The sequence below is a fragment of the Desulforamulus aeronauticus DSM 10349 genome (genome assembly GCF_900142375.1).
Classification (GTDB): Bacteria; Bacillota; Desulfotomaculia; order Desulfotomaculales; family Desulfotomaculaceae; genus Desulfotomaculum; species Desulfotomaculum aeronauticum.
Window position 1 is genome coordinate 113,434 of sequence record NZ_FRAR01000004.1, and the last position, 14,605, is coordinate 128,038.

At 43.6% G+C, this 14,605-nt stretch carries 12 protein-coding genes; 2 read left to right on the plus strand and 10 right to left on the minus strand.

Features of this window, described 5'->3' with window-relative positions; translation table 11 throughout:
- Positions 1-104 precede the first annotated feature (104 nt).
- On the plus strand, positions 105-1,415 hold the full coding sequence (locus tag BUA78_RS00550; protein ID WP_072910331.1) for a nicotinate phosphoribosyltransferase: 1,311 nt from the start codon (positions 105-107) through the stop codon (positions 1,413-1,415).
- A 51-nt stretch (positions 1,416-1,466) separates the two neighbouring features.
- Here the strand turns inward: BUA78_RS00550 and BUA78_RS00555 are convergent, their stop codons facing one another.
- The 4 genes from BUA78_RS00555 to BUA78_RS00570 all read right to left on the minus strand — a co-directional run bounded on the left by BUA78_RS00555 (position 1,467) and on the right by BUA78_RS00570 (position 5,011).
- The gene (locus BUA78_RS00555) at positions 1,467-2,156 is read right to left on the minus strand and encodes a metal-dependent hydrolase (protein ID WP_072910332.1); all 690 of its coding nucleotides are present in this window, start codon (positions 2,154-2,156) and stop codon (positions 1,467-1,469) included.
- Positions 2,157-2,336: 180 nt separating this feature from the next.
- Positions 2,337-3,206, minus strand: coding sequence for a succinate--CoA ligase subunit alpha (sucD, locus tag BUA78_RS00560; protein WP_072910333.1), 870 nt, complete (start codon positions 3,204-3,206; stop codon positions 2,337-2,339).
- Positions 3,206-4,324, minus strand: a complete 1,119-nt coding sequence (sucC, locus tag BUA78_RS00565) for an ADP-forming succinate--CoA ligase subunit beta (RefSeq protein WP_072910334.1) — start codon at positions 4,322-4,324, stop codon at positions 3,206-3,208. The genes sucD and sucC overlap by 1 nt, the downstream gene beginning before the upstream one ends.
- Before the next feature lie 129 nt (positions 4,325-4,453).
- Positions 4,454-5,011, minus strand: a complete 558-nt coding sequence (locus tag BUA78_RS00570; RefSeq protein WP_175548939.1) for a hypothetical protein — start codon at positions 5,009-5,011, stop codon at positions 4,454-4,456.
- A gap of 254 nt (positions 5,012-5,265) precedes the next feature.
- On the opposite strand from BUA78_RS00570, the gene BUA78_RS00575 reads away from it, so the two are divergent.
- Positions 5,266-7,179 carry a methyl-accepting chemotaxis protein gene (locus tag BUA78_RS00575; protein WP_072910336.1) on the plus strand — a complete coding sequence of 638 codons (1,914 nt, stop codon included), beginning with the start codon at positions 5,266-5,268 and terminating at the stop codon, positions 7,177-7,179.
- Between the two features lie 295 nt (positions 7,180-7,474).
- On the opposite strand, the gene trxB is transcribed toward BUA78_RS00575, so the two are convergent.
- From trxB to BUA78_RS00600, 6 genes are all read right to left on the minus strand, one after another.
- Complete coding sequence (trxB, locus tag BUA78_RS00580; protein ID WP_072910337.1) at positions 7,475-8,395, minus strand: thioredoxin-disulfide reductase; 921 nt, start codon at positions 8,393-8,395, stop codon at positions 7,475-7,477.
- A gap of 103 nt (positions 8,396-8,498) precedes the next feature.
- A complete protein-coding gene (locus BUA78_RS00585) occupies positions 8,499-9,965 on the minus strand; it encodes a HEAT repeat domain-containing protein (protein ID WP_084082250.1) in 1,467 nt (488 codons plus the stop codon).
- Between the two features lie 118 nt (positions 9,966-10,083).
- The gene (locus BUA78_RS20030) at positions 10,084-10,257 is read right to left on the minus strand and encodes a hypothetical protein (RefSeq protein WP_175548940.1); all 174 of its coding nucleotides are present in this window, start codon (positions 10,255-10,257) and stop codon (positions 10,084-10,086) included.
- Positions 10,254-11,537 (minus strand): Ger(x)C family spore germination protein, encoded by a 1,284-nt coding sequence (locus BUA78_RS00590; RefSeq protein WP_072910339.1) that lies wholly within the window; start codon positions 11,535-11,537, stop codon positions 10,254-10,256. The genes BUA78_RS20030 and BUA78_RS00590 overlap by 4 nt, the downstream gene beginning before the upstream one ends.
- Positions 11,538-11,576: 39 nt before the next feature.
- A complete protein-coding gene (locus tag BUA78_RS00595; RefSeq protein WP_072910340.1) occupies positions 11,577-12,695 on the minus strand; it encodes a GerAB/ArcD/ProY family transporter in 1,119 nt (372 codons plus the stop codon).
- Complete coding sequence (locus BUA78_RS00600; protein WP_072910341.1) at positions 12,692-14,593, minus strand: spore germination protein; 1,902 nt, start codon at positions 14,591-14,593, stop codon at positions 12,692-12,694. The genes BUA78_RS00595 and BUA78_RS00600 overlap by 4 nt, the downstream gene beginning before the upstream one ends.
- Positions 14,594-14,605 lie beyond the last annotated feature (12 nt).

Below are 14,605 nucleotides of genomic sequence, written 5' to 3' on the forward strand. Positions count from 1 at the left end.
TTTTCTTCACCTTTATGCAAATACTGCAGGTAAAATCATATCCATCTCAGAGGGAATTATATATAATACCTTTATTGGGTCAAAACATTATTAGGGGGAGCAAAATGAGTGTCTTTAACGGTAAAAGGCTGGATAAAAAATTATTTGCCATCGATGTGGAAAGAATGCGGCAGGGGTGGTACACCGACGCCTATTTCTTAAATATAGAAACGATACTTCATGCCCTTTCTCAGGAAAGCTATCAATTTCAGGGGATCAATACCGGTGATCTGGAAGTGGAAATGCAGATATTTACCAGACGGAGACCCTTTAGCCTGGTTGCCGGAGTTGATGAAGCTTTGGCTATCTTGGAAGAAAGTACTGGATATTATCAAGAACGGGAGTTTGTCAATACTTACCATCAATTGGAAATTGAAGCTGTGCAAGACGGAACTTTAACCTACTACCATGGTGATCCGCTGGAAGTACAACCGGTACTCAAAATTCGCGGCCGTTATCGGGATTTTGCCAGACTAGAGACCCCTATTTTAGGTGCCCTATCAGAGGCTACTCGGATTGCTACCAATGTTTATAATGTTTTGGAGGCTACCCAAGGGAAGGATGTTCTCTTTTTTCCAGCTCGGTTTACCCATTATAAGCTGCAAGCCCTGCATGGATACGCTTACTCCCTGGCAGTACAAGCTTATAATCATAAATATAAGAAAAGCTCTGCCCCCTTTATTTCCACCGATGACCAAGGGGATTGGTGGGGCGGTAAAGGCGGCGGCACGATTGCCCATTCCTCCATTGCCTGCTTCCTGGGAGATACAGCAGAAACCATGATTCAGTTTTCCAGGATTATGCCCGTTGATGTACCGAGAATTGCCCTGATAGACTTTCATAATGATTGTGTAGGGGAAACCCTTAAGGTTATGGAAAGAATGTTTGAAAAGTACTGGGAGAACTATCGCGAGGGTAGATCCGAGGAGGCTATGGGGTATAAGCTTTTTGCCGTACGGGCTGATACCTCGGGCAGTATGCGGGACGTTTCGGTAGAGCCCCTGGGCGATGAGAAGCTTGATCTAGGGGTTAATCCACGCTTAGTATGGAATCTACGCAAAGCCATGGATGGAGCCTACCTAGCGTGGCAGTTGACTGATGCAGCCCAAGCAGTGGCTAAAGAGTGGTGCGAATCAGTGAAAATCGTGGTTACCGGAGGTTTTGATACAGAAAAGATTAAAAAGTTTGAAAAACTTCGGGTACCGGTAGATATTTACGGCGTGGGTTCTTCCCTATTGGAAAACTGCGGTGTTCATAGTAAAAGCAGTGACTACACTGCGGATATTGTACGAGTAAAAATTAATCATGAATGGCAGCCCATGGCTAAAGTAGGTCGCCAGGTCTGCGACAATCCTAATTTGGAGAGAATACAATAGGTTGATGACCTATGGCTGAAGGCTGTCAGCCATAGGTCATAGTCCAGAAGTTTATGTCAAATCAAAGGTCTCCCCTGGTTGAAGGACACATACACGGGAAGTTGTCTGCTCCTCCACCACCTTTTTAAAAGCAAAGGGGTCCTGGGTAATCAAGGGAAAAGTGTTATAGTGCATCGGTATCACCTGTCCAGGTTGGAGCATTTTTACGGCCTCCAGAGCATCCTCTGGTCCCATGGTAAAGTTATCGCCAATGGGCAGCAAAGCTAAATCAATGGAGTGCAATCGGCCAAGCAAAGCCATATCCCCAAATAGACCGGTATCTCCGGCGTGATACAGGGTCTTACCATTGGCAGTAATTAGAAAACCGCAAGGGTTGCCCAAGTATTCTGCCGGACCGTTATCACCGCCTAGGGAGCTGCCGTGCAGAGCCTGGGTTAGCTTAACCTGAAAAGGCCCAAAATCATGAGCACCGCCGATGTGCATGCCATGGGCCTTTGCCCCCTGACGGGTACAGTAATTGGCCAATTCAAAAACAGCCACTACGGTACCGCCAGACTGTTTAGCCAAGGTCAAAACATCGGACGAATGGTCGTTGTGGCCATGACTAACCAGAATATAATCTGCTGTAATGTTTACATTAGCTGGTACTACCGGGTTACCGGTAAGAAAAGGATCAAAGACGATGGTAATATTGTTCACTTCAACAAGAAACGCCGAGTGACCAAGGAAAGTAATGCGCATCAAATCAGCTCCTACTATAGGCCTTAGGCTTTACTATATTCAAAGTAAGTATTGCCTTATTATTCCATAAAAATAGCTATTCCAAAAAGGATTTACATAATACTGCCTAAAAAGCTTATGGCTTAGAGTCATAAACATATTTTCAAAAGCTTTGAATGATAGCCCTCAGTCTGCTTTACTCTACTCCCCCAACGCTTCCCGCACCAACTCCGCTACTTCCCAGGGCAGTGCTGCTACCTTCGCACCGGCTAAGGTCAAGGCTGCCACCTTGCTTTGGAAGGTCCCCTTGCCTCGTTCGATGATAGCACCGGCATGCCCCATGCGCTTGCCGGGAGGTGCCGAACTACCTGCCAGGAAGGCTACCACAGGTTTAGTCATTTCTTTAATATACAACGATGCTTCTTCCTCTGCATTGCCACCGATTTCTCCCACCAAAACCACCACTTTGGTCGTCGGGTCTTGCTCAAATTTAGCCAACACTTCGGTAAAGGAAAGACCCACCACCCGATCACCCCCCAGACCCACCACGGTGGATTGACCCAGTCCGCTCAGGGTGAGGTTATTGGCTATTTCATAGCTTAAGGTTCCGCTGCGGGCTACCACTCCCACCGGACCGGGGGTATAAATACTGTTAGGCATAATACCCATTTTGCTCTGTCCTGGTGAAATGATACCAAAGGTATTTGGACCTATTATGGTAACTTGATGTTTTTCGGCGTAGGCCATAATATCTAATTCATCGTGCAGAGGCACGTGTTCGGTGATGATGACTAAGGTTTTAATACCTGCAGACATAGCTTCGAAGGCAGCATCCTTAACCCCCGGTGCCGGAATAAAGATGATCGAAGCGGTAATGGGATACTGCTCCATTGCCTGAGCCACGGTATCAAACACTGGCACGCCGTGTACCTCCTGGCCTCCTTTGCCAGGCGACACTCCGGCAGCCACCCTCGCTCCATATGCCAGCATTTGGGAAGTATGAAAATTCCCCTGCTTACCGGTAATACCTTGCACCAGAATAACGCTCTTAGTATCAATAATGATTGCCATTACACTGCCTCCTTGGCTGCCAGTTCCACTGCTTTGGCCACTGCTTCATCAATACTACGGTAGGCGCTCATACCCTGCTGCCGTAAAATCTCTACTCCGGCCTCTTCATTGGTGCCCACCAGACGGATCACCAGGGGAACCGGAATACCAATGGTTTCTTTTACCTGAGCAAAGGCCCGGGCCACATCATCACAGCGGGTAATGCCACCGAAAATATTCACCACAATGGTCTTTGGTTTGGTGGACAAAAGAATTTCTAGAGCCTTGGCAGTAGCTTCGGTACCGGCACCGCCCCCGGCATCCATAAAGTTACGGGGACTACCGCCAAAGTGATTGATGATATCCAAGGTGGCCATGGTAATACCGGCACCGTTTGCCATCACACCAATTTCCCCATCCAGTTCTACAAAGGAAATGCCGATAGCCGCAGCCTTTAGTTCCCTTTCAGTACGTTCCTCCACGCTGGGCAGCCATTCCGGGTAACGGAAAGCAGCCTCATCATCAATGGTAAGCTTAGCATCTGCTGCGATTAGCTTACCGGAACTCAAAACCAAGGGATTGATCTCTACTAACTCTGCATCATATTTGCGGAATAGATTATACATTTTTACCAGCAACTCACTAAATTGCTTACTCTCTGCGGCAGGTAGCCCCATTCTTCTAGCCACTTCCCGCCCAAAATGTGGTTGTATTCCGGCGTGCACATCTACATGGAATTTAACAATATGCTCCTCTGCTACCTCTTCAATATCCACTCCACCTTGGGCAGAGGCAATTACCAAGGGCTTACGTTTTCCACCATCTACCGTGATAGCCACATAGTATTCTCGATCAATCTTTAATTTCTCTTCCACCAGCACTGCGTGTACAGGCAAATCCCTAATTACAGTAGCCAAAAGTTCCTGGGCTGCTACCTCCGTCTCAGTGGCTGAAGCAGGAAATTTAATACCACCTGCTTTACCCCTACCTCCGGCCAGCACCTGACTTTTGACAACAATGGCAGGCAAAGAAGCTGCAAAATCTGCTACACCTGCCGAATTAAAAAAAGCCTGCCCCCGGGGTACCGGAATTCCTTCCCGACGAAAGATATCTTTGCCCATATACTCATATAGTTTCAACGGGTAACCTCCTTAGAAAAACTTGGCTTACTTGCCTGCCTGGGACCTTAGGTTATGACCTATAGGGTACAAGTAGTTGAAAGCCTTAGTTTGTATGCTAAATAAAAGTCACACTAATGAAAATATTCGCTACAAACCGTTCTTTTCCTGTTCATACAGTTTAAGAAAACGCAATAATAATTCAGCTAGGGTAGCATCTGTCGCTCGGCAGGTACCTTTCATCTCCAGATCACGTGCCATCAACAGTGCATTTTGAATGGTCTTGATGGTGCTGATGCAGGGTAGTTGACAACCATTTCTTAATATCAGCCTTGATCTAGCTCCGTCTTTTTCCTGTTTCTCTATAGTCTCAATTATATTTACATTGATAAAACCATAACAAGGATCACCGGAACACCGAGCTGCTCGTGTCTTGATCGCCACCATTGTATAGCCCGGAGCCAAGGCAAGTGGTGCGAAACCACTGCCACCTCTCTTCTGAAAATGCTGCCTGAGAGCCTGATAGTCTACCATAAAATGACGGCAAATAAATTTTTTAATGCTGCGAATGCTGCGAATGTTGCGGAAGTCATGATAATAATTGCCAGCAACATCAACAATTTTGGTACCATCACCCTCAGGCAGGTAAATGGGAATAAAATAGGCTAGTCGGTTAATCACATTAATCCAAGGCGCCTTATTCATCATGTTTCTCCCCTTCCATTTGCTTGTCATAGAGCATATCGTATTCCAGTAAAAGGAAATTAAAGTATATTTTTATTTTGTGAAAGATTGGTAGAATTTTCAATGACACAAAAGTGTCAACTTTGCCTAATATCCAATCAGACTCTTAAATATGTCACATAGATGACAGTTAATTATTCCAGAGTTGGTAAAATTGTCATATTGTCACGTGTCTTACAATAATGCAAATACATTTTATCACAAGGGGTTGAAAGTTAATGTCTACGATTGTTCAGCCAAAAACTGGAGGTCTGCGAACTAAGCTCATTGTTTATTTCCTATTAATTACCTTGCTTCCTTTAGTAGGATACTCTTTCTACAGCATTAACAAAGCAGAACAAATATTAAAGAAGCAATACGAAACACAAACTCAACAATTACTAAGCACTAATTTAAATGATGTTTTATCGGCAGAACAAAAAATGATTTTGGAAATGTCTCATAGCCCCCTGGTAAAGTCTATGAATTATTTACAAGCAGAACCTTATTTTCAACGCTTTATTAAAGACAACCCTCAATACTCACATATCCTAATCTGTAATCCCCAAGGAATTGAAATTGCTCACTCCGAAGGAGCCGAACACCACGGTAAAAGCATTGCTGACAAAGAATATTTTAAAACACCCTGGGAAACCGGTAAGCCGGTCATTGCCGACGCCACCTTTTCCACCAGTACCGGACGTAAAATCATTGGTTTAGGTGTGCCCATCTTTACCGATAACGGGGAAAAGATTGGTGTGATTGTTGGCTTCATCCGTCTGGAATACATATCCGATCGTGTTACTGATAAAAAAGTTTCTCAAAATGGTTATACCTTTATGCTAAATAAAAAGGGTGAGTTAATTGGTCACCCGGATACTAATAAGCTTTTAAAAGAAAATATCCTACAAGACAAGAATCTTGATGAACACACTAAACAAATATTTCAAAAGATGATCAAGCAACAAAGCGGTGTTGATGAAACCTTTTTAGATGGTAAAAAGGTAATTATTAACTACAAACCGGCTAATATTAATGATTGGTCCATCGCAGCCGTCAGCCCGGTGGAAGAAGTCTTTGTTCTGGCAAATAAGTTAAAAACCGATACCTGGAAAGCCATCTTGTTGATTTCGGTTCTACTTTTGGGAATTGTAACATTCATCACTGGTCGAATCTTGAAACCCATTAACCACTACGTAAAAATGGTTAATGAAGGGGATTTTACCCAACAGGTAAATAGCAGCGATGAATTAGGCATTGCCTTTGGTAAGTTAGCTGTGGAATTAAGATCGATGTTAACCAAATTAAATATGAACGTAGAAAAATTGAGTTCCTCCTCTGAGCGTTTCCGGGATATCTCTGAAACCTCTGCAGCAGCTGCTAACGATATTACCATGAAGGTACAAAATATAGCGGAGTCTACCCTGTATCAAAAACAAAAGGTTAGCGAAGTGAGCAATTTTATTTCCAATATTAATCAGGAATTAACACAGATGCAGGAAGGCCTGGAAAACAGTCAAAGTTCATCGGATCAAGCCTTTTATACTGCCCAAAACGGTCAGCAATTAGTAGAAAACATGGCTTCCTCCATTAATAATTTAAGTCAGAAAACTAATCAAATTAATACCATTGTGGATACCATTAGCTCCATTGCCGAACAAACGAATCTACTAGCCCTTAATGCTGCCATTGAAGCGGCCAGGGCGGGAGATTCTGGTAAAGGCTTTGCGGTGGTAGCCGAAGAGGTAAGAAAACTTGCTTCCCAAAGTTCCGATGCCACCACCCAAATCGGTCAACTGGTGAAAGAAATTAAAACCGGCATTGAAACCGTAGTTAGTCTGGCTACTTCCCAGGGCAATGCCAACAATGTTGTGAGGGCTTTTGAAGAAATTTTAGAAAAAACACAACGTGCATCAGACAGCGTTTCTTCCTTGGCCTCAACTGCCAAGATGATCCAGAATGAAAGCATCCAAATTGAGCTAGAAGTCAAGCACATTGCAAATTTAGTCAAGGATACCGCCGACGGTGCTGAAAGCATTGCGGCCTACACCCAGGAACAATCAGCAGCAATTGAAGAACTATCTAGCTCTGCGGAAGAATTAAATACTGTTGCTGGTTCTATGAAAAAAGAAATCGACCACTTCAAATATTAAATCAAAGGTGCAGATTATTGAACAATTCAATAATCTGCACCTTTTTCAGATAAGTGTTAATCTATCTACAAAAAACACCACAACAATGTGTGGTGTTAAAAAAATCAACTATATTTTTAATGAATTTGGATATACTACCAAGGTAGGTTGAAGTTCTCAACCTAATCTCCTCTCCCTTTCTTGCTGTATCTAACCCAAGATACAGCATTTTTTTCGCTTTCAGAAGACTTGGCGTACCCTATAAGTCATAGCCTAAAGGTCACAGGCAAAAGTAAACAAGTCAAGTTTTACTGCTTTATTCCTGAGCTGCTAAATACTTTTCTACTTCCATGGCTGCCACGGCACCGTCAGACACCGCGGTAACCACTTGGCGCAAGGGTTTTTGGCAAATATCCCCGGCCACATAGAGTCCTGGTACACCGGTTTCCATTTTGTTATTCACTAAAACGTACCCACGGGAATCAGTTTCTACCAGATCCTTTATCAAATCGGAATTAGCCCGGGTACCTACGTAAACAAACACACCGTCTACCGGAGTATCCTTACGTTCATCACTGCGGACATCCTTTACCGTAACCGCTACTACTTTATCTTCTCCTACCACTTTATCCACCACTGAATGCCAGATGAACTCAATCTTTTCATTAGCCATAGCACGTTTCTGAATGAGTTTGGTGGCCCTAAGTTCATCCCGACGGTGAATGATATACACCTTGGCGGCAAACTTGGTAAGGAATAGTGCTTCTTCCACAGCAGCATCCCCACCACCTACCACAGCAACGGTTTTATCCCGGAAGAAGGCACCGTCGCAGGTGGCACAATAGGAAACGCCTCGGCCATGAAACTTTTGCTCTCCATCTACCCCTAGAAAACTAGGCTTAGAACCTGTGGCAAGAATGACCGTTTTGGTTTTAAAGGTGGAATGACCGGTCTTTACAATAAATTCTCGATCCTGTTTTTCGACAGATTCTACATCTTCAGTTAGCACAGAAAGACCAAAGGTACGTGCCTGTTCATCCATCTTCATGGCCAGATCAATACCACCAATACCACCGGGAAAACCAGGATAATTTTCAATCCATTCCGTAGCTGCAGCCTGACCACCGGGCATTCCTCTTTCAATTAGTACTGCATCTATATCTGCCCTGGCTGCATAAAGACCTGCGGTATAGCCCGCTGGTCCACCGCCGATAATTATTAATTCCTTTTCCTGCACAACAGCACCTCCAAATAATAGGACTTACGAAAAGACAATACAATATTTATTATCTCATTTATCAAAATTATCTGCAAGCAAAAAATTAAGACCCAATCAGGGCCTATTCTGATTCTCTCTGTTCTTTCTCTTGTAGTAAAATAGCTCGGGTCTCTCTGGCGGCCCGCTGCACCTGAAGTTCTTCCTCCATGTTCTCAATTAACTGCTCCAAATGCTTTAAAGCACTGGGCATCTTTAGTTTGCTCAAGGCGATGGCAGCATTCTCCCTTACTAAGGCCACGGGATCTTCCAAAGCATTAATTAAGGCGAAGTAAAAGGATTGTTCAGCCATTTGCCCCATGGCCTGGCATGAACGCACCCTGACCAGACTGTCCCTATCCAAGATAGCTTTACTTAATAGGCTGATAGCATCCTTGCCACCCAATTGGCCGCAGGCCCAGACAATTTGTAAAAATACCTTTTTCGTTACTCGTCTCTGTAGAGCCTTAAAACACATCACTACGCTAGTATCTCCCCGACGCACCAGTTCCCGGATTACGTGGACAGTCACCTCCGGGTTTTTACCCTGCAGTACCGCAGTACTGCGGGAAATCTTATCCCGGGCTTTGCTGCGTAACGTATTCTGCACCTCATCCGCCAGTCCTGGAACCACCAGGGGCACAATGAGCCGAGCAGCCTGTTCGGAAAGGCCTAAAACCTGATCATGGCTGGCATCACTTATAATAATATTCGCTTCTTGTAAACGTTCTAATAAAGTGGTAATTTGTTTTTTCGGCCAGTTGGCTAAAATTGCATAACCCCGCGTTTTGGTAAAGAAACTCTCGCCCGTTAACCAAGCAGATTTAGCACCCTTAAGAATATCCACAAAACGACTAGGATTCACCTGTCTTTCAACTTCAAAAAGTCCCTCAAATATACGGATGAGGCTATCCGGTTCCAGTTCCAGTCCTAATTCCATAATGATTTGTTCAGCCTGTAACCGTTCCAAATAATTCTCAAATACCTGAAAACGGTTTCGAAAATCGATCATGAAGCGTAGCATTTGAATTTCAGTTCCAGCTAGATCTCGGTGAGCCAGTACCTGCTCTTCGTTAGTTTGTCCTAGCGCCTGAATAACTTCCTGGAGCTGCAAGTAATTTTTCTTAAAAATATCCAAGTAAGCTTCGGGATAGCCTGTTTTTTGCACAATCTCCGGTAAGCGGTAGCCAATAGTAAACATACGCAGGATCATTTCCCAAGGTTGCCAGGGGTGGTTATTGGCTACCGGACTTAGTCCCAGCACTTCCTTGGCACACTTTAACAAGTCCCCAGACAGCCCTTCGGCAAAGGCAGGCGGATAGGCAAACTGTGTATTTAACTTAGCCGTAAGGATATTACGAAAGGTAGCATTATCAAAAAAATGCCAGTTTATCCTTAAACAAAAAACCAGTTCGGGAATGACGGTTTCCCGTAGATAGGCTAAAGCCAGAGCACTTTTGGGGCCGCCCCATTCCTCCGTAAAGGTTTTCTCCAAGGCCTGGGCTAAATCTCCCGCTCCTCCCATAGGCCAGGGCTGTACCTTTATATCCATGGAATCACATCCTACATGGTTATCCATAAGGTATTACTATTCTGCATGGACTTTATGGAATCCTGTTAGTTTTTAGAAAATCCTATGGCTTAAGGCCCATCACCTAGGGCCAGTCCTTTCACTCAAATCCCTTCCTAAAGAAAATAGCATAAAAAGATATCGCCATGGTAATAAGGGTCAGCATCAGGGTCCCTACTGCTCCACGCTTGTTTTGATGAGTCCATAACCAGACCACAAAGGAAATAGTATAAAAACCAACGGCCAACGGAATTAAGGCTAGAATGTAATTCATTTTTTCTCCGTCCTTAATATGGGTAGTGTTTGTCTCAAGAGTCCTGGTCGACGAATATTAGTTTTACAAATAACGTTGATTTCTGCCTCATCGTAGATTTCTTTCCAGTTTAAATTTTTCCATTCTTCCCAAGTCCTTAATTCTTTACGGTAATAACGATCATATTGAAAAATATCTCCATAATTTTCTTCCTTTGTCTTGGCAATTAACTCCCTCGCTTGTTTTTCGACCTCCCGGCTAAAGGTTTGTTCTAACTGCCGCTTTGCTTCGACTCCTTCATAGTCTTCTCCACTTTCGATGGCTATAAATTCTCCTTCCAAAAATACGGTTTCCTCAATCTTGACCCCATCAGCCTCACGGTTTATTCTGATTTCTGGTTTTCTGGCCTGTCTTAAATTTACAGCAATGTTGAAGTTGTCATACTTAGGGTCACGAATATTATACATGCTGGAAGTTAAATCTCCCTGTAGTAGTAACATGGTTCGGGTCTCACTCCCAGATAAAATGCCAACCATTTTATCATCATTAAATACCGCTGTGCCAATAAACTCGGCTTTATTGCCGCCTGTTCTAGGAACCACTCCGGCATAATAGGGTTCCTGCAAAGGATCTGTAGTCTCTCTCAGCAGTTTTTCTACTTGCTCATCCTCACCCGTTTTATGAATCCCAACTAAGCCGGCAATGGGTGAACTATGCAAGTTTTTTAGAGTCTTTAAAATATCATTAACAGTAGTTACCGGAAAGTAACCTATGATTTTTGAAGTGTTTTCAATTAATTCAATTTGTTTGGCCGGAGAGGTTTCCAATACTGGTTTATTATTCATTAAAAAATCCTTGGCTTTGCCCTTGCAGATGTAGAGAGAACTGTTACCCCGTGCTTCCCGAAAACGGGAGATGGCTGTAAGGTATTTTTCAATACCATCTTTAGCTGTTTCTTCTCCGATAACAAAGAGCTTGGTATGCATATAGGCTAATTCTCGGCTGTTAAAACTGTTAAAAAGGCTCCCAGTTTCCCAAGCACTAGGTGCTTTCACACTGACAGTCTCATAGGATGGAGCATCCTGTCCACCGCTACCACCTGTACTAGAGAAGGCTAGGGTATTGGCAATGGTTATCGTTACTTCCTGTTGATTGTTATCAGCTTTATCAAATCCTATGGCCAAAACAAAGGCTAGCTGATCTGTTTCTCTAGCTCCCATGCAACCGATACTGGTAGATATCAAACAAAGTAAGCAAACTATTTTGATCCACAGCTTGACTTCTTTTGCTTTATCCCTCATGCAAACCCTCCATCTACTTTAGAGTTCAGACCACTTCCCTTATTGGTTTCCTGCTTCTGAAGTATGCTTCTGTTTTCTCTCCCGTTTCCTAACTAGAGACACCACTAGGAGTAAAAATGGTAGTACAATGGTGGGGATCAGTCCCCAAACGGTAAAATAATTTAGATTCAGTGTTCCTATGGTTTCTACATCTGGTGGGATGATACTTATACTAAAACACAATAGGCTCACTGCCCAAAGAAGGGGTCGATAATCTTGCAATCGAAAGGTTCGGGCTAAAATAACTGTTGAGGCATACAAGGTAATAGACAGTTTAAGAAAACCCACCATGGCCCAGGTTAACAAGAAGACCGATTCTGCACGTTGAAAAAAGCGACCAAAACTAACCAAACGGCTAAGATTAAAGAAGGGAAGTACTTTTTCTGAAGCTAATTCCACCCCTAAGGCCAGAATCAGTAAGATAATTAAGGTTGTTCGAATGATTCCGCTAACAGAAATAGCCAGCAAACCAACCGAACGAAAGTTGTGCCAGTTGCCAAAGGAATGAAAAATTACGGCAGCTAAAAGACCTTCGCTTAAAATGATTAATTTATACTGACCTTCTGCTATTATTTTTAGAGGATTGACACTCCACAGCGGATATAAATTAGTAACATCAACATAACTTATTACCGCCATAAACAAAATAAAGATCCCGCCGAAGATAAAGGTGATGGATATTCGAGATACCCTAGCGATGGTCTCTAAACCATAATAACAGCTAATAATCGCTGCCAAAGTGAGGGTAACCATGATAACACTGATAGGAGTAGTGGGCAAGGCCGCAGTTAATAAAGCCTCACCATACCTTCTGATGAGAATGGCCTCCTCTACAATAAAATACAAAGCAAATAACAAATTACACAGTATCCCCAGATAAGGACCCAGAAGTTGTTCGCTGGCTTCGATAATGGTGGTGTCCTGATGCCTCTTCATCAGAGAAATAATAATCCAGTACTCTAATAGCATGACTACCATCGTAAACAATGCCATTAACCAAGCCATATTTTTTCCCAATTCAACGGCTACACTGGGTTCGACCAAATATATTGTGGCAAGATTGGAGATTAGAAGCAGAGAAACCCCTTCGGCAAAACCAAATTTTCCTTCTCTTATCAAGATTTTCTCTTCCTTTTGCTGGATTCTTTCACCCAACCTCTGGCGATATTAGGCTGAAATTGCTCTTGCTGAGTATTTAGATAATCAGGTCTCTTTTCCCAAGAAAAGACTGGTTTTCGCAGCACCACATCCCCGGTCGAATCAGTGGTTGGCGACATGGGTGCTAAGTAAGGTACCCCAAAGGATTTAAGAGAAGACAGCATATGCATTTGCACAAATAAACCAAAGATAATACCCACAAAGCCCAAGGCTGCACCTAAAAAGATATAGGCAAAACGGATGATACGCAGGGAAAATTGCAACGAGTAATAGGGTACCGCAAAGGAAGACAGACCGGTAACCGCCACGACAATGATCAGAATAGGACTGACAATATTAGCCTCTACCGCTGCCTGTCCCAAAATCAGTGCCCCTACAATACCAATGGTATTTCCCACAGCCCCCGGTACACGGAGGCCAGCCTCTCGAATGAGTTCAAAGGATACTTCCATGATAATAACCTCTACTAAACTAGGAAAGGGTACCTTTTCCCTGGCTCCGGCTATCGCCAATAGCAGTTCCGTGGGAACCATCTCTTTGTGAAATAAAACAATGGACAGATAAATACCCGGTGTTAGAAAGGAAATATAAAAAGCAACCGTTCTAATCAGCCGCAGGAATGTGCCATACAGCGGACGGAGAAAATAATCATCCATGGTATGCAGCTGGTCGAACATCGTGGTGGGAACCACCAGTGCATAAGGACTGCCGTCCAGGAGAATGGCAATTTTGCCCCGCAGGATATGAAAAGCAACCCGATCCGGCCTTTCCGTAGCCATCACCTGCGGAGCAATATTCCAAGGACGTTCCTCAAGATACTGCTCTAAAATGCCGCTGTCCACGATACCATCAACTTGGAGAGATTCAATTCTTCGCTTAACCTCTTTTAACAACTTCGGATTGACCACATCTCGCAAGTACATAATAGCCACATCACGATGGGTTGTTTCCCCTACTTTAACCATCTCAGTAGTTAATTTGGCAGAACGTATTTGTTTCCGTATAAGTCCTGTATTAGTCCGCAAGGTTTCGTTAAAGGCTTCCTGGGGACCTCGGATAACCTGTTCATTAACCGGATAAAATATACCCCTGTGTTCCCAACCCTTGGTTTCCACCAGCAAGGCTTGATCGCAGCCCTCCACAAAAACGGCGGTGGAACCAAAATTCACACCAGCTACAATTTGCTCAAATTTATGGTGAACATTGACCTGGTTGCCGATTAATACCCGCCTTTCAATATGGTCTATGAGGTAACCATCCACTGTGGGCTGAAAATTGGAAAACAGCATTAAGGGCTGCAGTACATAAGTATTGATGGATGCCTTGTCACTCATGCCTTCCATAAATATGGCAAAGGCCTTGACGGGTGGCACCACTGCAATGGTAAACTCCCGGATAATAAAGTCTTTGTTATTCGGGATGTCATAGATTTCTTCGATGCGCTTTTGGTTAACTTCTAAATAAGGACTGACCTGATCTGGATCTTGATCTTCCTGAGCCTGGTATATTTTTAGTGGTTTTCTCAGATCTGTTGTTGTGTTCTCATGTTTTTGACCAAAATTCCGATCTTCCTTGGCGGAGCTCGGCTCCTTCTTTTTTTCTTCCGTTTTGGTTTGTTTCTGCTTAGACCCCTCTCGACCCGTTACTCTTTCTGGTCGCTTTAATCGGGAACGATTTTTCGGCTGGGGCTTTGCTGCTTCCTCTTTAGCAGCGTTAGAATCTTCAGGTTGATCTGTTTCAACCTGTCTATCCTTTTTTAACATTGCTCTTTCTTTAGGCGTTTCTTTTAACACAAAACCTTCCCGATCACTGTTCGGTTTATAGGTTAAGGTTTGTTTCAGTTCTTTCCACCAATTCATTCGTCATCACCA